Raw genomic sequence first — 22,662 nt, forward strand, 5'->3', positions numbered from 1 at the left:
CCGAGGGCCGGTCGACCCCGCCCGGTACTTTGTCGCCTGATCCGTCAGCCAATTCGTCGGACCGGTGGTGGGGTCCAGTCGCCTCCGGTGGTCTCGACCGTCGGCCAGTAGGCGCGCACGTAGAGGGAGATGTCGCCGGCCGGCGCGGGGAGCCAGTTCGCGCGCCGGGTCGCGTCGGTGGGTTCGTCCGCCTGGACGTAGATGGTCAGCGAGCCGTCGTCGGCGACGACGAGGTCCTTGTTCTTGGTGCCGACGGAGAACCGGTTGATGTCGTTGGCGACGAAGAAGTGGTGCTCGTTGTAGATCGACAGCGACCAGAACCCGTGCACCGGAGGTGTCTGCCCGGCCGGAAAGGTGACCTCGTACCGGCTACCGCCGTTGAGCCGGTGCCCGTCGGCGTCGAGGTCGGCGTAGAAGTACTTCGTCTCGTTCGGGCTGTTGACCAGGATGTTCGACTTCGCGACTGCCGTGCGCGTGTAGTAGTCGACGCCGAAGGCGGACTCGTTGGAGATGGTCGTCCAGTGGTGCGGCAGCTGCCGGCCGTAGCTGCGGAACTGGAACAGCGGCTTGACCAGCTCGGCATCCGCCTCCACGGCCCCGTCGGTCATCGCCTGGTGCACGTCGGGGTCGTTCTTCGCGGCCTCGAGCACGGCGAGCACCTGGGCGTAGCGGGCCTCCTCACCCGGCAGCGGGGTCGCGTCGGCCAGAACCCGGGGCAGCTCGTCGACGAACTTCTCCGGGAAGACCCACTGGGTCTCCTCCTCCCCGTGGGGCAGCTCGGGAAGCTGCGGTATGCCCTTCCAGTCGATGACCTTCATCTGGCCGTCGTACTGGTCCACCGGGTACATCCGGACCCGCGAGATAACCTCCTGGATGGCGGCACGGTCCTCGTCGGTGTCATCCATGAAGATCCGCGGCCCGACCAGCCCGGTGCTCGTCGGCGACCGGAACACCTGGGTGATACCGGGCGGCACGTCGCCGTCCCAGTCCGGCCCGACCAGCAGGTAGAACCCGGGCGTCGTGGCGTACATGGCGCCGAGCCGGACGAAGCTGTCGGTGCGGAGATCGACAGCCTGGTAGACCCAGAACCGGTCACCGAAGTCCGGGACCTGCACCACGACGGGTGACTCGTCGAGCCCGATCGCGCCGAGTCCGTAGACGACGTCCTGGTTCGGGCAGGCCACGACCCGCTCCTCGGGGCTCACGTAGTCGGTGAGCATCGTGAACTGGTTGACGGGCGCCTGGATGAGCGGCCCGACGTGGGCGAGCTCTGAGGTCGTCGCGAAGTGAAGGCGACGGTTGAAGACGTTGACCATCGGCCACGTCCAGAAGTACGCGTCACGGCCGACATGCCTGGCGTATGCGGTCGTGATGCGCACCGAGGCATCCGGGGCGGCCGGCATGCCTCGGGCCCAGCCGGGGCCGATCTGGACGGGGGCGGGAAGATGTGGGGAACCCATGCGTGCACGGTTCCGAGGTGACCGCTCGGGCGGGGTCACCCGAACAAGGTGAACCGGTGCGGCGAGTCCACCAACGCGAAAGGCCCTCCCGCTCAGCGTTTCCGCTGGCTGGAGGGCCTTTCTGCACGGTGGGCGATACTGGGATCGAACCAGTGACCTCTTCGGTGTGAACGAAGCGCGCTACCCCTGCGCCAATCGCCCGTGCTGCCTGCCCGGTAGGGCGTGCGTGGACGATATTAGCCTGGTTCGAGCGCGGATGCGAAATCCGAATCGCCGGGCCGCGTCAGGGGTCGGTTCGCTCGCGCATGTTCCGCTCGAACAGGTCGCGCGCGGCCGCCGAGAGCTCGCCGATCTGCAGGTCGGCGCCGTCGAGCCAGACCGTCGGCTGCACGTTGCGCACCGAGCCGGTCAGCAGCATCTGCGCCTCGCCGGCCGAGACCCGGTCGAGCACCGAGAACGGCAGCTCGCCGTCCTTGGCCTCGCGCACGGGCAGGCCCGCCTCGGCGCCCCACTCGAGCAGCAGCTCGCGCGTGATGCCGGCCAGGCAGCCGACACTCAGCGGGGGAGTGACCAGCTCGCCGTCGAGCTCCAGGAACACGTTCGAGCCCGTGCCCTCGCACAGGTCGCCCGCGGTGTTCGCGAAGACGGACTCGTCGGCGCCCTTGCCGATCGCGTCGGCCAGGGCCACGACGTTCTCGGCGTACGACGTTGTCTTCAGGCCCGCCACCGCGCTGTTCTCGTTGCGGGTCCAGGGGGAGCGGGCGGCCCGTCCGGTGCGCACGACGACGGCCTCCGTCGCCGCGACCACGACCGTCTGCGGGGTGTCCGACCGGCCCGAGCCCAGCGGCCCGATGCCGTCGGTCACCGTGATGCGCAGCCGGCCGGCGTCCGGCGAGGCGGCCAGCACCGCGTCCACGCCGTCGCGCACCTTGCGCAGGTCCAGGGGTGCCATGCCCATGCCGGACGCCGACCGCTCCAGGCGCGCCAGGTGGCGCGTCAGCGCGAACGCCTGCCCGTTCAGGACGGCGCAGGTCTCGAAGACGCCGTCGCCGACCGTGATGCCGTGGTCCACCGCGCTGAGCGCGGCCTCGCCGGGCGCGACCATGCGCCCCTCTGTCCAGATGACCGTCATGCCGCCCAGTCTGTCACCGGCGGAGGGTCACGTGGGTCACCTCCGGCGTGTGCCGCACGCTCGTGGACGAGAACTCGATGGGCGGCACGCCGTCGAACACGCGCGTGCCCGAGCCCAGGGTGAACGGGACCACGTGCAGGCGCAGCTCGTCGATGTGTCCGGCGGCGAGGTACTCGTTGACGGTGGTGGCGCCGCCGGCGATGGAGATCTCCTTGTCCCCGGCCGCCTCCCGGGCCTGGGCCAGCGCGCTCTCGATGCCGTCGGTGACGAAGTGGAACGTGGTGCCGCCCTCCATCTCCACCGACTCGCGCGGGTGGTGGGTGAGCACGTAGACGGGCCCGTGGTACGGCGGGTTGTCGCCCCACCAGCCCGTCCAGTCCAGGTCCCACGCGCCGCGGCCGGCCGTGAACATGTTGCGGCCCATGATGTACGCGCCCGCGCCGACGATGGCGTCCGCCTCGGCCTTGTGCGCGTCGCCGTACTCGAACATCCAGGTGTGCAGGCGCTCGCCCGCCAGCGGGCCGAACGGGTGCTCCAGGCTCTGGTCATGGCCCGCGGAGTAGCCGTCGAGCGAGACTGCCAGGTCTGCTTTCACGATTCCCATGCCCGTCCGACGACGGCGGCCGCCGGTACTCATCGGTGGCCGCCCGCGCCGTCGGAAAGGTGACTCAGCCCTCGCCCCGGTAGCTCCCGAAGCTCCACAGGTTGCCCTCGGGGTCGCGCACCACGCAGGACCGGCCGCCGTAGTCCTGGTCGGCGGGCTCGCGGAGGCCGGAACCCCCGGCGGCGAGCGCCGCGTCGTAGGTGCCGTCGACGTCGTCGGTCACCGCGTAGGCCGAGCCGGTCCCGGTCTGGTCGGGCCACTGGGGGCGCGGCCGGTGCGTGCCGAGCATGACGCCACCGCCCTCCGGCCAGGTCAGCTCGGCGTGCTGGACGACGGCGGGGTCGGCGTCGTCCCGGTAGACGGCGCGCTCGGTGAAGCCGACGGCCTTGAGCCAGGCCAGGCCTGCGTCGGCGTCGCGGTAGGACAGGGTCACCCACAGTCCGGTGCTCATCGTGGTCCTCCTCGTTCGGGTGCCTCCCACGATGCCCGGGGCGGGTCGGCGACGTCTTGAACGAACGGGAACTCTTCCCGGAGCCAGGTGCTCGGGGTGCAGCCGCCCAGGGCCACCCACTCCCGGGTCAGGTGGGCGTGGTCGGCGTACCCGGCCGACGCGGCGACGTCGGCCAGGCCCACGCGCCCCGACCGGGCGGCCACCACGATCGCGCGGCGCGAGCGGGCGAGGCGCGCCACGCGCCGCAGGTCGCGGGGCGTGAGCCCGCACTCGGCGCGGACGAGGTCCTGCAGGCGACGGCGGCTCCAGCCCTGCTCGGCCGCGACGTCGCGGACCTGGCCGCCGCGCGCGATCCCGGCCAGTGCCCGCCCGACGTCGGCCCGCGGACCCGGCTCCCCGGCCCCCGCGAGGTGTTCGACGAGGACCCGGACGACGGCCGCGGCGTCGGGGGAGGCGCCGTCGGAGGACGCCGCGAGCAGCTCGGGCAGGTGCGCGAGGTGGGGCGCGACCTCGGACAGGTCCGTCAGCTCGCCGGCCAGCTCGCCCGCGGGCACGCCGAGCAGCGCCCGCGCGCCGCGCAGCGTGAGGGACACGCTGACGCCGCGCTGCCGGCCGCCGTGGTGGATGGCAGCGGGCCGGGTGTGCAGCCCCGACACGCACGACCAGGCCTGCCGCCGCGATCCGTCGGTCCCGGCCCACGAGACGTCGAGCGGCTCGTCCAGCGGCAGCTCGAACGTCACGCCCGTGCCGGGCATGCCCCGGTGCACGCCCGGGGCTCCCAGGTCGAGGTCGTACGGGACGACGGCGGAGACGTAGGGAGCGAGAACCCCCGGGACCCCGGAGCCGAGGACGTGCGCCACGCCTCCACGGTAGACCGGGCCTCCGACACCCGGCCGGACGACGGCACCCGGCCGGACTCCACCCGCGCCCGGGCCGCTACGAGGACGCCAGCGCGACCAGCCGCTCCGCCTTGAGCTGCGTCTCGTGCCACTCCGCCGTCGGGTCGGAACCCCAGGTGATCCCCGCGCCCGTGCCGAACCGGAGCACGCCGTCGGCCCACCAGAAGGTCCTGATGCCGACGGCGAGCGACGCCCGGCCGCCGTCGACCCAGCCCACGGCCCCGCAGTACGGGCCGCGCGGGGCGGTCTCCAGCTCGCGGATGATCCGCAGCGCGCTGGACTTCGGGGCGCCCGAGACCGACCCGGGCGGGAAGGTGCCGGCCAGCACCCGGCGCCACAGCTCGCCGGGGCGGACGACGTCGTCGGCCAGGACGCCGCGCACCCGCGAGACCAGGTGCACCAGACCCGGGTGCTCCTCGACGGCGAGCAGCGACGTGACCTCGACCGTGCCCGGGCGGCAGACCGTCTGCAGGTCGTTGCGCACGAGGTCGGTGATCATCACGTTCTCGGCGCGGTCCTTGTCCGTGAGGCCCTCGGGGGTGCGGGCGGTGCCCTTGATCGGGCCGGACTCGACGACGGGCCCGTCCGGGCCGTCGGCCAGCGACAGGTACAGCTCGGGCGACGCGCTCACCACCCAGACCGGCTCCAGCCCGCTCGCGGCGGGGACGTGGACGGCGGCCGCGTGCGGGGCCGGGTTGCCCGCCGCGAGCCGGGCAGCGAGCGCCCGCGCGTCGGGCTCGGAGCTCGCGGCGTTCCCGCCGACGGCGCCGGGCAGGGGAGCGGACAGCACCCGGCAGATGTTGGCCTGGTAGACCTCGCCCTCGCGCACGTACTCGCGCACCCGCTCGACGGCGGCCTCGTAGGCGGCCTGGTCCATCGAGGTGGTCCACGTGTCGGACGTCGGTCCGTGCCAGGCGCCGGCGGGCTCCGTGCCGGCGTCGTGCACCTGGGCGAAGCGCCACGCGCGCGCCCGGCCCTCGAAGTCGGCGACGACGAACCAGGTGCCGGTCTCGAGCCGTTCCGGGTGTTCGTGCACGTCCACGCACTCGACGGCGTCCGTGGCGACGCGTCCGGCGAAGCTCGCCCAGCCGGTGGCGCCCGTCACGTCGGACGGGGCCGGGAGAGGGCCGGGGCGGGACGAAACCGGTGGGATCGTGCGGTTTGCGGGCAGATGGGCCGGGCGGGGTGACACGGGACAACCGTACGGGCGGCGCGCGCGATTGGACGGTTCGCCCTCCGTTCGATTAATGTTCAGAACGCCGGAACACCGGGGGAAACCCCAGGATGCCCGGCTTCGCGGATGTAGCTCAGTGGTAGAGCATCACCTTGCCAAGGTGAGGGTCGCGGGTTCAAGTCCCGTCATCCGCTCGGAAAGTCGCTCTCGTGATATTTCGGCTGAAGAGAGCAGCCGTCGGCTGCGGTCTGGCCGAGCGGTGGGTTGGCCGAGAGGCGAGGCAGCGGTCTGCAAAGCCGTACACACGGGTTCGAATCCCGTACCCACCTCGCAGCACGACGGGCGATTGGCGCAGCGGTAGCGCGCTTCCCTGACACGGAAGAGGTCACTGGTTCGATCCCAGTATCGCCCACGCGCAGAAAGGCCCCCGGGGCCGGCGGAGACGCCGACCCGGGGGCCTTTCGCATGTCTGGGGTCCTAACCGGCCGTGCCCCGCCGCTCCTTCCACCGCGCGAAGCAGGCCGCCTGCCCCTCGTGGATGGCGCCCACCCACTCCCAGCCGGGTTCGATCCCGCCGATGCGCGGGTCGTCGGGGGTGCGGCCGTCCCGCAGGGCGTGCAGGTACGCGCGGTCCAGCTCGATCCGCGCCCAGATCGCGTCCTTCCCGGCGACGGCGGACCCGTGGCCCGGCACCAGCACCTCGACGTCGTCCGCGACGTCCTCCAGCGCCCGCAGCCCGGCGAGGTACTCCTCGACCGGGTCGCTCGTGTCGGTGAACTCTCCGAGCATCGGCACGAAGACGTCGGACAGCATGTCGCCGGCGGCCAGCACGCCGGACTCCTCGACGAACAGTGCCGCATGCCCCGGGGAGTGCGCCGGATGCTCGATGACCCACACGTCGGGGCCGTCCCACGGGATCCGTGGCGTCCCGGCGGGCAGGCCGGTGACCAGCCCGAAGAGGTCCAGCGGCACGTCGTCGGCGATCTCCGGCGGCAGTCCCTCGGTCACGCGGGCCCGCCACGCGTCGTCCGATCGCAGGTCGCGCAGGTCCGCGGCGCAGCGGGCCGTGCCGTAGCGCGGGGCCTCGCCGAGGCCGGTGTGCCAGAGCACGTGGTCCCAGTCGGGGTGTGTCGAGAAGCCCGCGACGACCGGCAGGGCGAGCTCGTCCAGGTCGTTCGCGAGGCAGGTCAGCTCGGCGCCCGTGATCCCGGCGTCGACGACCAGTGCGCCGTCCTGGCCCCGCACGACCAGGGTGTTGTTCCGGAGCAGCTCGCTCCGGTGGACCAGGACGCCGTCCGCCACCTGCGTCAGCATGGCGTCTCCTTCCGCGCGTCGGTGCCCGGCATCAGCTGCCCGTCCCGGGCGGTCCGTCCATCACGGTCGGCACGTAGTCCAGCAGCTGGAGGCGGCCGTCGAACGTGCGGTGCTCGACCAGCTCCATCGCCACGTCGGGGTACCCGTCGAAGATCCGCTCCTTGCCGCTGGCGCCCGTGACGACCGGGAACACGACCACCCGGTAGCGGTCCACCAGCCCGGCGAGCAGCAGCGACCGGCACAGGCTGAGGCTGCCGAGCGTGCGCAGGGGACGGTCGGAGGTCTCCTTGAGCCTGCGCACCGCCTCGACGGCGTCGCCGGTGACGAGCTCGGTGTTGGCCCAGGACAGCGGCGTCTCCAGCGTCGAGGAGAACACCACCTTGGGCATGTCGGCGAGCGGGTCCTCGGGGATGTCGGCCATCAGCGTGGTCATCACACGGTACGTCGTCGCGCCCATCAGCGTGGTGTGCTGGTTCTCGGCGTCCTCCGCGAGGAAGGCGAGGTATTCCGGGCCCTCCAGGCCCCAGAACCCTGGCCAGCCCTCCGCGGCCGCGTAACCGTCCAGCGAGATGATGAAGTCCACCATGAGCTTCTGCATGGGTCTCTCCTCGGATTCGGTCTCTGCCTTGGTGACCGACCGTGCCGAGGAAACTCATCGGTGGACGGCGGCCCGCCTGCTGTGCGGCCCGCCGTCCGGGACCCGCCTACTGCGTCGTGTAGTGCTCGATGCTCATCACCAGGATCACGCGGTCGGCGCTGTCCGCGGGCGGCTGCTGCGCGGCGTTGCCGTAGCGCTTGCCCAGGTGCACGTAGAACTCGCCCGTCGGGTCGGGGACCACCTCGACGAGCTTGCCGCGCACCTCGATGTAGTTGAAGGCGTTCTCGTCGTTGAGGATCGCGAGGCTCATCGACGGGTTGTGCTGCAGGTTGCGGTACTTGGCGCGGTACGTGGTGTGCGTGAAGCGCAGCGTCTCGCCGTCGAAGTCGAACCACATGGGGTTGACCTGGACCGTGTCGTCGGGGCGGATCGTGCCGAGGAACGCGTAGTTCGGCGCCTCGAGCAGGTGCATCAGGTGGGCGGGGATGATGTCGGAAGCACTCATGCCGCCGAACATAGCCCGCCCGCGCAAGCGCTGCCGGGGGTGAAACCACCTCGAAAGAAGCTGTTTTCGTTTCCTGCCGGTTACATCTGCTTTGAGGTCTTGTAGGTGAAATGTGCCACACGTCACACTCGGGGTCAGTGAGACGGCGCGGACGACGATCCGTCCTCGCCGAGCAGGGCCCGCCGCCAGCGGGTCCATCACCCCAGGAGGATGCAATGACGTTCATTCGCACCGCTCTCCGCCCCGGTCCCGCCCGGCGGGCCCGACTGATCGCACTCACCGCCGGGCTCGGCCTCGTGGTGTCCGGCCTGGCCGGACCGGCGGCCTCGGCCGCACCCGACAAGCCCACGGCTGCCGAGCTCGCGACGGTGAACGCCGCCGTCGGGACGGCGGACGTGGACGGCGTCGCCTGGTACACGGACCCGGCCACCGGGAAGGTCGTGGTCACCGCGGACTCGACGGTCACCGCGGCCGAGCTGAGCACGCTCCGCAAGGCGGCGGGCTCCGAGGCGGACGCCCTGACCATCAGGCGCGCGCCCGGCACCTTCAAGCCGCTGCTGGGCTCGGGCGACGCCATCTACGGCTCGGGGTACCGCTGCTCGGTGGGCTTCAACGTCCGCAGCGGCAGCCAGTACTACCTGATCACCGCCGGGCACTGCGGCAACGCGGTCCCCACCTGGTACACCAACTCGGCGCAGACCACCCTGGTGGGCGCCACCGTCGGCTCCAGCTTCCCCGGCAACGACTACGCGATCGTGCGGTACGACAACACGTCGCTGAGCCACCCCGGCGGATACACGGCGGGCAACGCCTTCGTGGGCCAGAGCGTCACGCGCGACGGTTCCACGACCGGCGTGCACTCCGGCACCGTGACCGCGCTCAACGTCTCCGTCCGGTACGCGGAGGGCGTCGTGCGGGGCATGATCCAGACCACCGTCTGCGCCGAGCCCGGCGACTCCGGCGGCGCCCTGTACAGCGGGTCGACCGCGCTGGGCATCACGTCCGGCGGCAGCGGCAACTGCTCCACGGGCGGCACCACGTTCTTCCAGCCCGTCACCGAGGCGCTCAGCGCGTACGGGGTGTCCATCTACTGACGGGGCCCGCCCCTGACCTGCTCGGGCGGCGTCGCCGGACCATTCCGGCGGCGCCGCACGGGCGCCGTTCGTGCGCCGTTCGGCGGTGCGGGACCCCGCGCAGGTGGCGCGGCGATTTCGATTGGACCGGCACGCCGTTTGTGAACTACTCTTCCGGAGCGTCACCACGCCAGGACCGAAGGGTCCAGGATGGTCATAGCGCGGATGTAGCTCAGTGGTAGAGCATCACCTTGCCAAGGTGAGGGTCGCGGGTTCAAGTCCCGTCATCCGCTCGATACCCGCTTTGGTGGGGAGCACGGTGGGTTGGCCGAGAGGCGAGGCAGCGGCCTGCAAAGCCGTACACACGGGTTCGAATCCCGTACCCACCTCGGGCGATTGGCGCAGCGGTAGCGCGCTTCCCTGACACGGAAGAGGTCACTGGTTCGATCCCAGTATCGCCCACCAGCACGGTTAGGCCCCCTGGCCCGCGGAGACGCAGGCCAGGGGGCCTTTCGCATGCCCGGTGCCGGCGGACCGCACACCCATACATCGGATCTCTCGGTGCGGGCGCCGACTGAATCGCCCCATGTGCTGGGTATCTCAGGCGGGAGCGGCAAGGAAACATCAGGTGTTTGGTTGACACCACTCCGGGCGCGTTGCTTGAATGCTCGCGAGCACCGCCCGGCGTCCACGTGGCGCAGGTAACGACGACGACGTCGATGGTCCGGAGGCCGATGATGACCTGCCGCTCGATCCCACTTCTCATGCGCCGCCCACCTCGACGCGCGATCGCGGCAGCACTGGCGCTGCTGCTCGCCGCCCCGGCGTCCGCTGCCGCGGCAGTTCCCGCCGCGGCCGCCCCAGGGGGCACGACCACGACCGCCCCCAAGGGCACAACAGCACCGGAGGACACGACCGTGCGGGACGACCGACCACGCCTCGACGGGGCGCCCGACACGATCTGGTTCGACGAGCCGCTGTCGACCGCCGGCGACCACCAGCGCAACTGGGAGCAGCGGGCGCTGCCGATCGGCAACGGTGCCCTCGGCGCCGTCGTCTACGGGGGCGTCACCGACGAGAAGCTCCAGCTCAACGAGAAGAGCCTCTGGACCGGGGGACCCGGTGCGCAGGGCGGCTACGACTACGGCAACTGGACCGACGGCCGCGGGCCGGGGACGATCGACGAGGCCCGGCAGCTCATCGCGCAGTCGCCGACCGGCGGCGTCGCCCCCGAGACGATGGCGGACCTGCTGGGCAAGCCGAAGCTCAACTTCGGGTCGTACCAGACCTTCGGCGACCTCGACCTCACCATGACGGGCATCGGGGAGGCGAGCGACTACCGCAGGCAGCTCGACATCGGCGACTCTGTGGTGACCACGTCGTTCACCGCCGACGGCGTCGGCTACACCCGCGAGTACTTCGCCTCCGCGGCCGACGACGTCGTCGTCGTGCGCCTGTCGGCCGACGAGCGCGGCCGGATCGGGTTCGACGCGCGGCTCAATCTTCCTGCCGGGCGGACGGCGGTGACCCAGACGGCCGACGGCGGGCGGCTCACGACGGCGGGGCGGCTGGCCAACAACGGGCTGCGCTTCGAGTCGCAGCTCCGGGTGCTCAACAGCGGCGGGTCGGTGACCGCCGGCGACGGGACCATCGGCGTCCGGGGCGCGACCTCGGTCACGCTCGTGCTCGGCGCCGCCACGGACTTCGCGATGGACCACGCGGCCGGCTACCGCACCGGCGTCGACCCCCACGCGCAGGTCACCCGGGCAGTGGACGCGGCGTCCGGCCGCGGGTTCAAGAGCCTGCTGAAGCGGCACCAGAGCGACTACCGGGGCCTCTTCGACCGGGTGGAGCTCGACCTCGGCGCCCGGCTCCCCGACATCCCCACCGACGAGCTGCTGGCGGAGTACCGGTCGACCATCGACGCCGAGAGCGCCCGGGCGCTCGAGGAGCTGTACTTCCAGTACGGCCGCTACCTGCTGGTCTCGTCCTCGCGCGGCGGCTCGCTCCCCGCCAACCTGCAGGGCGTCTGGAACCGGGTCAACAACCCGCCGTGGGACGCCGACTACCACGTGAACATCAACCTGCAGATGAACTACTGGCCGGCCGAGACCACGAACCTCGCCGAGACCACGCAGCCGTTCTTCGACTACGTGGACTCGATGGTCGCCCCGGGAACGGTGACGGCGAGCCAGATGTACGGGGCGCGCGGCTGGGTCGTGGGGAACGAGACGAACCCCTACGGGTTCACCGGCTTCCACCAGTACCCGCAGTCGTTCTGGCAGCCGGACGCCGCGGCGTGGCTCGCGCAGCACTACTGGCAGCACTACCTGTTCACCGGCGACGAACAGTTCCTGCGGGAGCGCGCCTACCCGATGCTCAAGGCGGTCTCGGAGTTCTGGATCGACTTCCTGGTGCGCGACACGGACGGCACCTACGTGGTCACGCCGAGCTACTCGCCCGAGCAGGGCGACTTCACGGTCGGGGCGTCGATCTCGCAGCAGATCGTCACCGAGCTGCTGACCTCCGCCGCGGCCGCCGCCGAGCTCACCGGCGAGGACGACGCCGCCTACCTCGCCGACCTCGACGAGAAGCTGCGGGGCATCTACCCGGGCCTCGCGGTCGGGTCGTGGGGCCAGCTCAAGGAGTGGAAGGTCGAGCAGGCGCTCGACAACCCGTCCAACCAGCACCGGCACGTCTCCCACCTCTACGCGCTCTTCCCCGGGACGGCCGTCTCGCCCGCCGCGACGCCGGAGCTCGCCGAGGCCGCCCGCACCACGCTGGAGGGGCGCGGCGACGGCGGGACCGGGTGGTCGAAGGCGTGGAAGATCAACTTCTGGGCGCGCCTGCTCGACGGCGACCGCGCGCACAAGCTGCTCTCCGAGCAGCTCAAGGGCTCGACCCTGGACAACCTGTGGGACGACCACCCGCCGTTCCAGATCGACGGCAACTTCGGCGCGACGTCCGGCGTCGCGGAGATGCTGCTGCAGAGCCAGGCCGGGCGGATCGACGTGCTGCCCGCGCTGCCGACGGCCTGGCCGGACGGCTCGTACTCGGGTCTGAAGGCCCGGGGCGACGTCGAGGTCGACGCGACGTGGGCGGACGGCTCGGTCCGGCGGATCGAGATCCGCCCCGCGGACGACGGCGAGCTGCGGGTCGGGAACCAGATCTTCCAGCCGGGCCTGTTCACGCTGACCGACCACAAGGGCCGGCCCGTCGCGTCGACGGTCGAGGACGGCGTCGTGGTCTTCCAGGGGCAGGCCGGGAAGCGGTACGTGGCGAAGGCCACGGCGTCGCTGTCGGTCACGGCCCCCGCGACGGCGACGTCGGGCGACGAGATCCCGGTCACCGTGCGCGCCGAGGCGATCGGTGCCGAGCCGGTCGAGGACGCGGCCGTGCGGGTCACGGTCCCGGACGACACGGCGCCCGGCTACCCGCAGTGGTCGGCCGAGCCGGCGGAGCTCACGTTGGGCACCATCGAGCCCGGTGAGAGCGTCGAGCGGACCGTCACCGTCACCGTCGGCGCGGGCAACTCCACGCGGCAGTCGCCGATCACCGCGACGTTGACCGCGGGCGACGTCACGCTCAGCCGCACGGCGGCGGTGGGCGTGCGACCGCCGACGCCGTGCCCGGTACCCGGTCCCGACGGCACGCTCGTCGCGTGGAACCTCGGCGGCGACGCCGACGGCGACCAGTCCGGCAACGGCCGCGACTGGCGGGTCGAGGGCACGCTCGGCGTGCTCGCCGACGGGCCGACGGGTGCGGCCCAGCAGCTCGCGACGACGGGCTACGTCACGAGCGCCGAACCCTTCCCGCTCGGGTACCTCGAGGAGTCGACGTTCGCCGGCGAGTTCCGGATCGACAGCGGTCAGTCCGGCCACCGGCGGCTGTTCGACCACCGGTCGGCGAGCAGCGACTCCGACGGCATCATGATCGACACGACGCCGTCGAACAACGTCCGCGTCATCACGGCGGGCACGGGGACGACGACGAGCGCCGTCGTCCCGACCGACCGCTGGTTCGAGCTGGTCGTGACCCTCTCGACCACCGGCCTGATCACGGTGTACGTCGACGGCGCGCAGGCCGCCACCGCCACGATCGGCGGCTACGAGGCGGCGAACGCGTGCACGTCACGCACCCTGCACGTCGGCGCGAACCGGGACGGCGGCGAGCGGCAGTCCGGCGGCGTCGACCGGCTGGCGATCTTCGGCCGGGCGCTGACGGCGGACGAGGCGGGCCGGTGGCAGGAGCTGGCCTTCCCCGGGAGGTAAGGCGGCTCAGCCTCTACCTATGTCGGCTGAACCTGCGGTTCCGCTCCGGGCGCGTGCCTCGTTCCTCGGCCCGCACCCTGCGCTGCACCTCCGGCTCAGCCGATCAGCCTCGCGCGCAACGCGCGCACGTGGCCCGGGGTGAGCCCGCCCCGGGCCAGGTACGCCTCGACGCCGCCGTGCCGCGCGGTCAGGTGCTCCAGCGCCCCGAGGATGACGTGCCGGGTGGGCGGCACCCGGCGCTCGGCGGGCCGGTCGTAGCCGGGCTCGGCCTCCCGCTCGACGTACCGGGGCGCGAGCCGCTCGTTGGTGACCTCGTAGTCGTCGGCGAGGGCGTCGACGTCGGCCCCGGCGAGCGTGAGGGCGAGCGCGACGACCAGGCCCGTGCGGTCCTTGCCGGCGGCGCAGTGCACCAGCACGGGCCCCTCGGGCGCGTCCGCGATCGCCGCCACGGCGCGCGCGAACAGCTCCGGGCGCCGGTCCAGCATCCCCTGGTAGAGGTGCACCCAGGGGCCCTCCTCGGGGTCGCCGGGGCCCTGCACGGGCAGGTGCAGGGTCGTCCCTCCCGCCAGCCGGCTGGGCCACTCCACGAGCTCCTCGGGCCGGCGCAGGTCGATGATCCGCCCCAGCCCGTAGGCCGTGGCGGCGGCGAGGCCGGCGTCGGTCAGGTAGCTGGGGCACTCGGAGCGCACGAGAACGCGCCCGCGGATCGCGCCGCCGCCCGTGAGCGGGAGCCCGCCGAGGTCGCGGACGTTCAGGCAGCCCGGCCAGTCCAGATGCAGCGGTGTGTAGTCCGTCACGTCCGGAGGCTAGCGCTCCGGGTCCTCCTCGCGCAGGGAAAACCTGCCCTTGCGCATCTCGACGGCGATCTGCTCGGCGTCCAGGAGCTCCAGGGCGTTGCCGAGCTGGGCCGAGTCGTAGGTGCCGGCGGAGCGCGCGGCGAGCAGCTCCTCGCGCTGGGCGGTGATCGTCGCGAGCCGCAGCTCCCGGTACTGGATGAAGCGGTCCTTGGTGAGCACCGCGTCCTCGTCCTGCGACTCGTGCTCCCGGTACGTGTCCTTGCGCACGCGGGCGACCACGCCGGCGTCGTACGGCGTGCCGTCGGGGCGGCGCGGGTCCGCCAGGAAGTCGCGTGCCGCCTGCTCCGTCTCGCGTCGCAGGGCGGGCAGGTCGCCCGCCGTGTCCTGCTCGATGAGCCCGAGGCGCCGCGTCACCCACGGCAGGGTGCTGCCCTGGACCAGGAGCGTGCCGAACGCGACGCCGAAGGCGACCAGGATGAGGAACGACCGGTGCGGGGTGCCGTCGGGTCCGCCCGGCAGGGTCTGCGCCGCCGCGAGCGTCACCACACCGCGCATGCCCGCCCAGACCAGCAGCGTGCCCTCGCGCCAGCCGAGCGGCCGGGCGAGGTCGTAGTCGATGTCGGCGGTCCGGCGCCGCAGGGTGCCCTGGATCCGCTCCAGGCGCTCGGCGGTCGAGCGGCGGCCCTTGCGCCGGCCCGTGCCCTGCTCCGGTTCGGCGGAGGCGGGCGGGGCCGCGGCCGCACGCTGGTCGATCCGGTCCTGGAACGCGGTGAGGGTCTCGCGCACGGCCTCGCCCCGTCGGGCCCGGCGCGCCTGGATGCCGATCAGCGGCGTGACGAACGCGGCACGCACCACGAGGATCGCGACAGCGGCGATCGCGGCGACCTGGACGGCCTGCCAGACGGACCCGGTCCCGGACTCCACGTCCTCGATCAGCGCGAACAGCTCGATGCCCATGATGAGGAACACGGCGCCCTCGAGCAGCAGCTCGACGGTGTGCCAGTTGGAGCGTTCCGCGATCCGGTCCTGCGGGCGCAGGTAGCGCGGCGAGCCGTTGCCGGTGACGAGGCCCGCCGCCACGACGGCGACCAGGCCGGACGCGCCGAGCTCCTCGGCCGGGATGTAGGCGACGAACGGGACCACGAACGACATGGCGGTGCTCAGCGCGGCGTGGCCCAGCCGGCGGCGCACCCGCAGGCCCAGCCAGCCGACGGGCACGCCGATCGCCACGGCCACCAGGGCGGCGTAGGCGAAGTCGCCCACGACCTCCCACAGGCTGACCGAGGCCGCGGTGGCCGCGATCGCGGACCGCAGCAGCACCAGGGCGGACGCGTCGTTGAGCAGCGACTCGCCCTCCAGCATGGTGACGACGCGCGGGGACGCCCCGAGCCGTTTCACGATCGAGGTCGCCACGGCGTCGGTCGGGCTGACGATGGCGCCCAGCGCGATGGCCGTGGCGAGGTCGATCCCGGGGATCAGCCAGCGGAAGAGCAGGCCGAGCAGCACCGAGCTGATCACCACGAGCGTGACGGACAGGCCGCCGATGGCCGTGAAGTCCCGCCGGAAGTCCATCGACGGCAGGCCGACCGCCGCGGAGTAGAGCAGCGGGGGCAGCACGCCGCCGAGGATCACCTCAGGAGGTATCTCGACCGCCGGCACCCACGGCAGCAGGCTGACGCCCGCGCCGAGCACCACCAGGACCAGCGGGGCCGCGACGCCCGCCTTGGGCGCGAGCGAGGTGACGGCGATGATCAGGATGGCGGCGACGACTGCGACGATCAGGTACTCCACAGGCTGACGTTACGAGACGGCGGCGTCGCACGCCGACTTTTTCAGCCCTGCGAGATACCAGGTGGGCCGGTGTTACCGCGCGCGCGAGGCCTGCTGCGCGTAGGTTCGGGGTGCCGGCGGGACCCCGTCGTGCGCAGGGGGCGCACCTGGTGTGCCAGTGTCGAAGAGGAGTCGAACCATGGGGCTTTTTGACAAGGCCAAGGAGTTCGTGACCGACCCGGACAACGTCGCCAAGGCGAAGGAGCAGCTCACCGACGAGAACGTCGACGCCGCTACCGACAAGCTCAAGGAGTTCGCGCCCGACAAGGCCGACGGTGCGATCGACTCGCTGGGCGAGAAGGCCAAGGACTTCCGCGACAGCTGATCCGCCGTCCCGCCCGCGGGTGCGTCCGCGGGCACGGGACCGGCACTGTATCGGTACGATCGAGGGGCACCGTCCGTATGGACGGCGCCCCTCGATCCATTTCGTCTTCCGTTCCCCAAGGAGCACTCCTGTGTCCGACGTCGCATCGCCGCCCAGCCCTACCGACCTCGCCGCCGGCGAGACCCCGGCGCAGAACTCCACGGAGGCGACGACGACCACGGCCACGACCACCGGCGTCGAGCTGTACGGCGACCGCCGCGACGTCGTCGTCGTGCGCGTGGACGGCGAGCTGTGGGACCTCGACCGCGAGATCCCGGCCGGCCACGAGGTCGAGCCGGTGACCATCGGCGAGCCCGACGGCCTCGCCGTGCTGCGGCACAGCGCCGCGCACGTGCTGGCGCAGGCCGTGCAGCAGGTCAACCCGGACGCGAAGCTGGGCATCGGCCCGCCCGTCACGGACGGCTTCTACTACGACTTCGACGTCGAGACCCCGTTCACGCCCGAGGACCTCAAGGCCCTCGACAAGACGATGGGCCGCATCATCAAGGAGGGCCAGACCTTCCGCCGCCGCGTCGTCACCGAGGACGAGGCGCGCGCCGAGCTGGCGAACGAGCCGTACAAGCTGGAGCTCATCGGGCTCAAGGGCGGCGCGGCCGACGGCGACAGCGGCGAGAACGTCGAGGTGGGCGGCGGCGAGCTGACCATCTACGACAACGTGCGCGGCGCCGGCCGGGAGAGCGAGACCGTGGTCTGGAAGGACCTGTGCCGCGGCCCGCACCTGCCGAACACCCGCCTGATCGGCAACGGCGTGCAGCTCATGCGCAACGCCGCCGCCTACTGGCGCGGCAGCGAGAAGAACCCGATGCTCCAGCGCGTCTACGGCACGGCGTGGCCGTCCAAGGACGAGCTGAAGGCGTACCTGGAGCGCCTGGCCGAGGCCGAGCGCCGCGACCACCGCCGCATCGGCGCCGAGATGGACCTGTTCAGCTTCTCCGACGAGGTCGGCTCGGGTCTGCCGCTGTTCCACCCCAAGGGTGGCGTGATCAAGCGGGTCATGGAGGACTACGTCCGCCAGCGCCACATCGAGGAGGGCTTCTCCTACGTCGGCACCCCGCACATCACCAAGGACGGGCTGTTCCACACCTCGGGCCACCTGCCGTACTACGCGGACACGATGTTCCCGGAGATGGACCTCGAGGGGTCCAAGTACCGGCTCAAGGCCATGAACTGCCCCATGCACAACCTGATCTTCGCCTCGCGCGGGCGCTCCTACCGTGAGCTGCCGCTGCGCCTGTTCGAGTTCGGGTCGGTGTACCGCTACGAGAAGTCCGGCGTCGTGCAGGGCCTGACGCGCGTGCGCGGCCTGACCCAGGACGACTCGCACTCCTACGTGACGCCCGAGCAGGCGCCGGGCGAGGTCAAGCACCTGCTCGACTTCATGCTCAGCGTGCTGCGCGACTTCGGCCTGGACGACTTCTACCTGGAGCTGTCCACGCGCGACGACTCCAAGCCGGACAAGTTCGTGGGCTCGGAGGAGGACTGGACCTCCGCCACGGAGATCCTGGAGCGCGTGGGCCGCGAGACCGGCCTGGAGCTCGTGGCCGACCCGGGCGGCGCCGCGTTCTACGGCCCCAAGATCTCCGTGCAGGCGAAGGACGCCATCGGCCGCACCTGGCAGATGGGCACCGTGCAGTACGACTTCAACCAGCCCAAGGGCTTCGGGCTGGAGTACACCGCCGCGGACGGCACCCGCCAGCAGCCGGTCATGATCCACTCGGCCAAGTTCGGCTCCATCGAGCGGTTCATGGGCGTGCTCATCGAGCACTACGCCGGCCAGTTCCCGGCCTGGCTCGCGCCCGTCCAGGTGCTCGCCGTGCCCGTGGCCGACGCCTTCGACGACTACCTCAAGGACGTCGTCGCCCAGCTCCGCGCCCAGGGCATCCGCGCCGAGCTCGACCTGTCCGACGACCGGTTCGGCAAGAAGATCCGCAACGCGTCCAAGGAGAAGGTCCCGTTCGTGCTCATCGCGGGCGGGGAGGACGTCGAGGCGGGCGCCGTGTCGTTCCGCTTCCGGGACGGCACCCAGGAGAACGGGGTGCCGGTCGCCGAGGCGATCGAGCGGATCGTGAAGGCGGTCAGCGACCGGGTGCAGGTCTGACCGGCCCGAAGGTCGTCCTCGGATGAACAGCGAGCCCCTTCCCGAGTCGCCGACGGCGTTCGGTCCCTCCGACGACGGCCTGCAGCGGCTCTGGACGCCGCACCGCATGGTCTACATCGGCGGGCAGGACAAGCCGGCCGACGGGACCACCCAGCAGTGCCCGTTCTGCCGCATCCCGGCGGGCGACGACGAGCAGGGCCTCGTCGTCGCCCGCGGGGAGCGGTGCTACGTGGTGCTGAACCTCTACCCGTACAACTCGGGGCACATGATGGTGCTCCCGTACCGGCACGTCTCGGACTACACGGACCTCACCGAGGCCGAGACGGTCGAGCTGGCGCAGATGACTCAGCAGGCCATGCGCGTGTCGCGCGCCGTCCACGCGCCCGCAGGCTTCAATCTTGGTATCAACCAGGGCGAGGTCGCGGGCGCGGGCATCGCGGCGCACCTGCACCAGCACGTGGTGCCGCGCTGGCTGGGCGACGCGAACTTCCTGCCCGTGGTGGGCCAGACCAAGGCGTTGCCCGAGCTGCTGGCGGACACCCGTCGTCGGCTCGCGGAGGCCTGGGAGACCGCGGGGGGCGGAGAGGAGAACTGATGTTACGGGGCCTGCGCTCCTTCATGACCACGCTGTTCACCCCGTTGGCGCGGCTGCTGCTGGCCCTGCGGGTCTCGCCGGACGCGGTGACGATCGCCGGCACCGTCGTGGTCACCGCGGTGGCCCTGACGCTGTTCCCCACGGGGCACACGCTCGTGGGCGGCCTGCTCATCGGCTTCTTCGTCCTCTTCGACTCGCTCGACGGGGTGATGGCGCGCCAGGCCGGGCGCTCCGGCCCGTGGGGCGCGTTCCTCGACTCCACGCTGGACCGGGTGTCCGACGGCGCGGTGTTCGCCGGCATCACGCTCTGGTTCGTGCTGCACCCCGACGAGCACCACGGCCTGTGGGGCACGTGCGCCGCCCTCGCCTGCCTGGTGCTGGGCAGCGTGGTGCCGTACGCCCGCGCCCGGGCCGAGAGCGTCGGGGCCACCGCCCAGGTGGGCATCGCCGAGCGTGCCGACCGGCTCCTGCTGGCGCTGGTCCCGTTCACCTTCATGCAGGTGGGCCTGCCCGTCGTCGTGCTGGAGGTCGTGCTCACCCTGCTGGCGCTCGCGAGCCTGGTGACCGTGTTCCAGCGCATCGCCACCGTGCGGGCGCAGCTCGCCCGGCACACGGTGGACACCCGCAACGGCCCGCACGAGGGCCCGCTGGCCGGACAGGGAGCCTGATGGACGTCGCGGCGGCCTACACGTTCGCGTGGCGCAACGCCACGAAGATCCCCGAGCCCGTGCTCCGGGCCGTGTTCACCGCGGTCGCCGACGTCACCTGGCTGCGGCGCGGCAAGAGCGTGCGGCGCATGGAGAGCAACTACGCGCGGGTGCGGCCCGACCTGGACGAGAAGGCGGTCCGCCGGCTGTCCCGCGTGGGGATGCGCAGCTACATGCGCTACTTCCGCGAGGCGTTCACCCTCCAGGGCGTCACCTCCGAGAAGCTCCGGGCGCGCGTGCGCCTGGAGGGCTACGACGAGCACGTGCGGCCCGTGATCGCCGACGGCGGCGCGGTCTCGCTCGCCCTCGGCCACCTGGGCAACTGGGACCTGGCCGGCGCCTACGCCTCCCAGAACCTCGCGGGCGTCCTCACCGTCGCCGAACGGCTCAAGCCCGACGAGCTGTTCGAGGAGTTCGTGCGGTTCCGCGGCTCCCTCGGCATCGACGTGCTGGCCCTCGGCAACGGCGACGTGCTGGGCTCCCTGGTGCGCGGCGCCAAGGAGGGCGGCCGGCTCATCCCGCTCCTCAGCGACCGCGACCTCACCTCGACCGGCATCGAGGTCGACCTCGCCGGGCACCGCGCCCGCGTGGCCGCCGGCCCGGCCATCCTGAGCCTGGAGGCGGGCGTCCCCGTGCACGCCGTCGGCATCACCTACGAGCGGTTGCGCGGCGACCGACGTCGGGCGGCCGGCACGCCGTGGGGCATCGTCATCCGGTTCTACCCGCCCCTGCCCGTGCCCGACGTCGGGCTGCCCCGCGCCGAGCAGGCGCGGATCCTCACCCAGGGCTGGGTCGACCAGCTCAGCGGGACCATCGTGGAGCACACCCACGACTGGCACATGCTCCAGCGCGTGTTCGTCGCCGACCTGGGCCCGGCCCGGCAGCGGGCGGCCGGGCGGGCCGCGCAGCGGTCCACGAACCCGCCCGACCCGGCCCAGGCGCGGGAGAACGGATGAGGGTCGCGCGGCGGCGCGGTCACCGTGCGCTGCGTGTCGGCATCGTCTGCCCGTACTCGTTCGACGCCCCCGGCGGCGTCCAGTTCCATGTGCGCGACCTCGCCGAGGCGCTGCAGGCCGCGGGGCACCACGTGTCGGTGCTGGCCCCCTCCAGCGACGACACCGAGCTGCCCGACGTCGTCACCGCCGCCGGCCGCGCCGTGCCCGTGCCCTACAACGGCTCGGTCGCGCGGCTGACGTTCGGGCCGCTGACCGCGACGCGGGTGCGCCGCTGGCTGGAGGGCGGCATCGGCGGCACCCCGTTCGACATCGTCCACCTGCACGAGCCGATGGTCCCGTCCCTGTCGATGCTCGCCCTCTGGCAGGCCACCGAGCCGGTGGTGGCGACGTTCCACACCTCCCAGGTGCGCTCGCGCGCGCTGCAGGTCGCCTACCCGCTGGTGCGGCAGTCGCTGGAGAAGATCGCCGCCCGGATCGCCGTCTCCGAGGACGCGCGCCGCACCCTCGTGGACCACCTGGGCGGCGACGCCGTCGTGATCCCGAACGGGGTGTACACGCAGGTGTTCGCGAGCAGCGGCCGGCGGCCGGAGTGGACGGGCACCCCCGACGCGCCGACCGTCGCCTTCCTCGGCCGGCTCGACGAGCCGCGCAAGGGGCTGAGCGTGCTGGTCCAGGCCATCCCCGCGATCCTGGACCGGGTGCCCGGCACGCGGTTCCTCGTGGCCGGCCGGGGCAACGGTATCGTCGCCGAGACGCGGGAGGCGCTGGGGGAGCGGGCGTCGTCCGTCGAGTTCCTGGGCGCGGTGTCCGACGCCGAGAAGGCGGCGCTGCTGGCCTCCGCCGACCTGTACGTGGCCCCGCAGACCGGCGGCGAGAGCTTCGGCATCGTGCTCGTGGAGGCGATGAGCGCCGGCTCGGTCGTGGTGGCCAGCGACCTGGGCGCCTTCCAGCGCGTCCTGGACGACGGCGCCGCGGGGGCGCTGTTCCGCACCGGTGACCCCGCCGACCTCGCCGCGACCGTGCTGGACCTGATCGCCGACCCGGCACGGCGGGACGCCTACCGCGCGCACGCGGTGCAGTGGGTCCAGCGGTTCGACTGGTCCGGCGTGACCGAGCAGGTCCTGGCCGTCTACGAGATGACGCTCGACGCCGACCACGCCATCGCGGGCGACGCCGTGGGCCGCATCATGGGGCTGTTCCCGCGCCGGGTCGGGGGTGACACGTGACCTGGTCCGAGATCGCGCTCGTCGCGCTCGCGGCGGTCGTCGTCGGCCTGGTGTTCGCCTGGCAGGGCGCCTCCCGGCTCGACCGGCTGCACCGCAAGGTCGCGGCGTCGCGCATCGCCCTGGACGCGCAGCTCGTGCGGCGGGCCTCGGCGGCGGTGGAGCTGGCGGCGTCGGGCGCCCTGGACCCGGCCAGCTCGGTGCTGGTGGCCGACGCCGCGTACTCGGCGTCCGACGCCGGACCGGTCACCTCGGCCGCCGCCGCGCTGAAGATGGACGGGCTGGACTCGGCGCGCGAACGGGCGGAGTCCGGGCTCACGGCGACCCTCCGGGAGGCGCTCGGCTCGCCCGAGGCGGTGCGGGACCTGCGTGCGGGCCCGGCGGGCGAGGTCGTGGCGGGCCTGGCGGCCGCCTGGTACCGGGTGACGCTCGCCCGCCGCTTCCACAACGAGGCCGTGGCGCAGGCCCGGCGGGTGCGCAGGCTCTGGTACGTGCGGCTGTTCCACCTGGCCGGCCGGGCGCCGATGCCGCGCACCGTCGAGCTCGACGACGCCCTGCCGCCCGGTCTGGAGCCCGCCGCCGGGTGATCA

The 22,662-nt window shown here is 72.5% G+C and carries 20 protein-coding genes and 7 tRNA genes; 15 read left to right on the top strand and 12 right to left on the bottom strand.

Annotated features, from left to right (window positions below; all coding sequences use genetic code 11):
• Positions 1–44: 44 nt before the first annotated feature.
• The 7 genes from ACFV9Q_RS01740 to ACFV9Q_RS01770 form a co-directional block, all read right to left on the bottom strand.
• Positions 45–1,460 carry a DUF1254 domain-containing protein gene (locus tag ACFV9Q_RS01740; RefSeq protein WP_377232874.1) on the bottom strand — a complete coding sequence of 472 codons (1,416 nt, stop codon included), beginning with the start codon at positions 1,458–1,460 and terminating at the stop codon, positions 45–47.
• 129 nt (positions 1,461–1,589) lie between these two features.
• A tRNA-Val gene (locus tag ACFV9Q_RS01745) sits at positions 1,590–1,661 on the bottom strand.
• Between the two features lie 82 nt (positions 1,662–1,743).
• Positions 1,744–2,592 (bottom strand): aminotransferase class IV, encoded by an 849-nt coding sequence (locus ACFV9Q_RS01750; protein WP_377232875.1) that lies wholly within the window; start codon positions 2,590–2,592, stop codon positions 1,744–1,746.
• A gap of 13 nt (positions 2,593–2,605) precedes the next feature.
• Positions 2,606–3,196, bottom strand: coding sequence for a dihydrofolate reductase family protein (locus ACFV9Q_RS01755; RefSeq protein WP_377232876.1), 591 nt, complete (start codon positions 3,194–3,196; stop codon positions 2,606–2,608).
• A gap of 64 nt (positions 3,197–3,260) precedes the next feature.
• Positions 3,261–3,647, bottom strand: coding sequence for a VOC family protein (locus ACFV9Q_RS01760; protein ID WP_377232877.1), 387 nt, complete (start codon positions 3,645–3,647; stop codon positions 3,261–3,263).
• Entirely contained in the window at positions 3,644–4,507 is an 864-nt protein-coding gene (locus ACFV9Q_RS01765; RefSeq protein ID WP_377232878.1) for a helix-turn-helix domain-containing protein, read from the bottom strand. The genes ACFV9Q_RS01760 and ACFV9Q_RS01765 overlap by 4 nt, the downstream gene beginning before the upstream one ends.
• Positions 4,508–4,583: 76 nt before the next feature.
• Positions 4,584–5,651: a chorismate-binding protein gene (locus tag ACFV9Q_RS01770; protein WP_377232879.1), complete on the bottom strand. Its 1,068-nt coding sequence runs from the start codon at positions 5,649–5,651 to the stop codon at positions 4,584–4,586.
• A gap of 191 nt (positions 5,652–5,842) precedes the next feature.
• On the opposite strand from ACFV9Q_RS01770, the gene ACFV9Q_RS01775 reads away from it, so the two are divergent.
• From ACFV9Q_RS01775 to ACFV9Q_RS01785, 3 genes are all read left to right on the top strand, one after another.
• A tRNA-Gly gene (locus ACFV9Q_RS01775) sits at positions 5,843–5,914 on the top strand.
• A gap of 64 nt (positions 5,915–5,978) precedes the next feature.
• Positions 5,979–6,049 (top strand) — tRNA-Cys (locus ACFV9Q_RS01780).
• 11 nt (positions 6,050–6,060) lie between these two features.
• Positions 6,061–6,132 (top strand) — tRNA-Val (locus ACFV9Q_RS01785).
• A gap of 65 nt (positions 6,133–6,197) precedes the next feature.
• Here the strand turns inward: ACFV9Q_RS01785 and ACFV9Q_RS01790 are convergent.
• The 3 genes from ACFV9Q_RS01790 to ACFV9Q_RS01800 form a co-directional block, all read right to left on the bottom strand.
• Positions 6,198–7,034 (bottom strand): MBL fold metallo-hydrolase, encoded by an 837-nt coding sequence (locus tag ACFV9Q_RS01790; protein ID WP_377232880.1) that lies wholly within the window; start codon positions 7,032–7,034, stop codon positions 6,198–6,200.
• 31 nt (positions 7,035–7,065) lie between these two features.
• A complete protein-coding gene (locus tag ACFV9Q_RS01795) occupies positions 7,066–7,632 on the bottom strand; it encodes a dihydrofolate reductase family protein (protein ID WP_377232881.1) in 567 nt (188 codons plus the stop codon).
• Positions 7,633–7,738: 106 nt separating this feature from the next.
• A complete protein-coding gene (locus tag ACFV9Q_RS01800) occupies positions 7,739–8,137 on the bottom strand; it encodes a PPOX class F420-dependent oxidoreductase (RefSeq protein ID WP_377229509.1) in 399 nt (132 codons plus the stop codon).
• Positions 8,138–8,352: 215 nt separating this feature from the next.
• Between ACFV9Q_RS01800 and ACFV9Q_RS01805 the strand changes: the two genes are divergently transcribed.
• The 5 genes from ACFV9Q_RS01805 to ACFV9Q_RS01825 all read left to right on the top strand — a co-directional run bounded on the left by ACFV9Q_RS01805 (position 8,353) and on the right by ACFV9Q_RS01825 (position 13,481).
• Entirely contained in the window at positions 8,353–9,231 is an 879-nt protein-coding gene (locus ACFV9Q_RS01805; RefSeq protein ID WP_377232882.1) for a S1 family peptidase, read from the top strand.
• Between the two features lie 200 nt (positions 9,232–9,431).
• Positions 9,432–9,503 (top strand) — tRNA-Gly (locus ACFV9Q_RS01810).
• Positions 9,504–9,528: 25 nt separating this feature from the next.
• Positions 9,529–9,599: transfer RNA gene (locus ACFV9Q_RS01815), tRNA-Cys, on the top strand.
• Position 9,600: 1 nt separating this feature from the next.
• A tRNA-Val gene (locus ACFV9Q_RS01820) sits at positions 9,601–9,675 on the top strand.
• Positions 9,676–9,974: 299 nt separating this feature from the next.
• Positions 9,975–13,481, top strand: a complete 3,507-nt coding sequence (locus ACFV9Q_RS01825) for a glycoside hydrolase N-terminal domain-containing protein (RefSeq protein ID WP_377232883.1) — start codon at positions 9,975–9,977, stop codon at positions 13,479–13,481.
• A 95-nt stretch (positions 13,482–13,576) separates the two neighbouring features.
• Here the strand turns inward: ACFV9Q_RS01825 and ACFV9Q_RS01830 are convergent, their stop codons facing one another.
• Both ACFV9Q_RS01830 and ACFV9Q_RS01835 read right to left on the bottom strand, forming a co-directional pair.
• Positions 13,577–14,278: a tyrosine-protein phosphatase gene (locus tag ACFV9Q_RS01830; protein WP_377232884.1), complete on the bottom strand. Its 702-nt coding sequence runs from the start codon at positions 14,276–14,278 to the stop codon at positions 13,577–13,579.
• A gap of 9 nt (positions 14,279–14,287) precedes the next feature.
• Positions 14,288–16,069 carry a cation:proton antiporter gene (locus ACFV9Q_RS01835; RefSeq protein WP_377232885.1) on the bottom strand — a complete coding sequence of 594 codons (1,782 nt, stop codon included), beginning with the start codon at positions 16,067–16,069 and terminating at the stop codon, positions 14,288–14,290.
• Positions 16,070–16,247: 178 nt separating this feature from the next.
• Here ACFV9Q_RS01835 and ACFV9Q_RS01840 point away from each other — a divergent pair, with 178 nt between their 5' ends.
• From ACFV9Q_RS01840 to ACFV9Q_RS01870, 7 genes are all read left to right on the top strand, one after another.
• The gene (locus ACFV9Q_RS01840) at positions 16,248–16,433 is read left to right on the top strand and encodes a hypothetical protein (protein ID WP_377229514.1); all 186 of its coding nucleotides are present in this window, start codon (positions 16,248–16,250) and stop codon (positions 16,431–16,433) included.
• Positions 16,434–16,563: 130 nt separating this feature from the next.
• On the top strand, positions 16,564–18,591 hold the full coding sequence (thrS, locus tag ACFV9Q_RS01845) for a threonine--tRNA ligase (RefSeq protein ID WP_377232886.1): 2,028 nt from the start codon (positions 16,564–16,566) through the stop codon (positions 18,589–18,591).
• Positions 18,592–18,613: 22 nt separating this feature from the next.
• On the top strand, positions 18,614–19,186 hold the full coding sequence (locus ACFV9Q_RS01850) for an HIT family protein (protein WP_377232887.1): 573 nt from the start codon (positions 18,614–18,616) through the stop codon (positions 19,184–19,186).
• Positions 19,186–19,854: a phosphatidylinositol phosphate synthase gene (pgsA, locus tag ACFV9Q_RS01855; RefSeq protein ID WP_377228647.1), complete on the top strand. Its 669-nt coding sequence runs from the start codon at positions 19,186–19,188 to the stop codon at positions 19,852–19,854. The genes ACFV9Q_RS01850 and pgsA overlap by 1 nt, the downstream gene beginning before the upstream one ends.
• Positions 19,854–20,849 carry a phosphatidylinositol mannoside acyltransferase gene (locus tag ACFV9Q_RS01860; protein WP_377232888.1) on the top strand — a complete coding sequence of 332 codons (996 nt, stop codon included), beginning with the start codon at positions 19,854–19,856 and terminating at the stop codon, positions 20,847–20,849. Before pgsA ends, ACFV9Q_RS01860 begins: the two co-directional genes overlap by 1 nt.
• On the top strand, positions 20,846–22,075 hold the full coding sequence (locus ACFV9Q_RS01865; protein WP_377232889.1) for a glycosyltransferase family 4 protein: 1,230 nt from the start codon (positions 20,846–20,848) through the stop codon (positions 22,073–22,075). The genes ACFV9Q_RS01860 and ACFV9Q_RS01865 overlap by 4 nt, the downstream gene beginning before the upstream one ends.
• The gene (locus tag ACFV9Q_RS01870; protein ID WP_377232890.1) at positions 22,072–22,659 is read left to right on the top strand and encodes a hypothetical protein; all 588 of its coding nucleotides are present in this window, start codon (positions 22,072–22,074) and stop codon (positions 22,657–22,659) included. Before ACFV9Q_RS01865 ends, ACFV9Q_RS01870 begins: the two co-directional genes overlap by 4 nt.
• The last annotated feature ends 3 nt before the right edge of the window (positions 22,660–22,662 follow it).

This window comes from Promicromonospora sp. NPDC059942 (genome assembly GCF_042731755.1).
Classification (GTDB): Bacteria; Actinomycetota; Actinomycetes; order Actinomycetales; family Cellulomonadaceae; genus Promicromonospora.

Coding starts and splice junctions, on each gene's coding strand:
- ACFV9Q_RS01760 (WP_377232877.1), bottom strand. CDS start 3,647: ATGAGCACCGGACTGTGGGTGACCCTGTCCTACCGCGACGCCGACGCA.
- ACFV9Q_RS01750 (WP_377232875.1), bottom strand. CDS start 2,592: ATGACGGTCATCTGGACAGAGGGGCGCATGGTCGCGCCCGGCGAGGCC.
- ACFV9Q_RS01850 (WP_377232887.1), top strand. CDS start 18,614: ATGAACAGCGAGCCCCTTCCCGAGTCGCCGACGGCGTTCGGTCCCTCC.
- ACFV9Q_RS01860 (WP_377232888.1), top strand. CDS start 19,854: ATGGACGTCGCGGCGGCCTACACGTTCGCGTGGCGCAACGCCACGAAG.
- ACFV9Q_RS01755 (WP_377232876.1), bottom strand. CDS start 3,196: ATGGGAATCGTGAAAGCAGACCTGGCAGTCTCGCTCGACGGCTACTCC.
- ACFV9Q_RS01840 (WP_377229514.1), top strand. CDS start 16,248: ATGGGGCTTTTTGACAAGGCCAAGGAGTTCGTGACCGACCCGGACAAC.
- pgsA (WP_377228647.1), top strand. CDS start 19,186: ATGTTACGGGGCCTGCGCTCCTTCATGACCACGCTGTTCACCCCGTTG.
- ACFV9Q_RS01825 (WP_377232883.1), top strand. CDS start 9,975: ATGCGCCGCCCACCTCGACGCGCGATCGCGGCAGCACTGGCGCTGCTG.
- ACFV9Q_RS01865 (WP_377232889.1), top strand. CDS start 20,846: ATGAGGGTCGCGCGGCGGCGCGGTCACCGTGCGCTGCGTGTCGGCATC.
- ACFV9Q_RS01805 (WP_377232882.1), top strand. CDS start 8,353: ATGACGTTCATTCGCACCGCTCTCCGCCCCGGTCCCGCCCGGCGGGCC.
- ACFV9Q_RS01740 (WP_377232874.1), bottom strand. CDS start 1,460: ATGGGTTCCCCACATCTTCCCGCCCCCGTCCAGATCGGCCCCGGCTGG.
- ACFV9Q_RS01795 (WP_377232881.1), bottom strand. CDS start 7,632: ATGCAGAAGCTCATGGTGGACTTCATCATCTCGCTGGACGGTTACGCG.
- ACFV9Q_RS01800 (WP_377229509.1), bottom strand. CDS start 8,137: ATGAGTGCTTCCGACATCATCCCCGCCCACCTGATGCACCTGCTCGAG.
- ACFV9Q_RS01790 (WP_377232880.1), bottom strand. CDS start 7,034: ATGCTGACGCAGGTGGCGGACGGCGTCCTGGTCCACCGGAGCGAGCTG.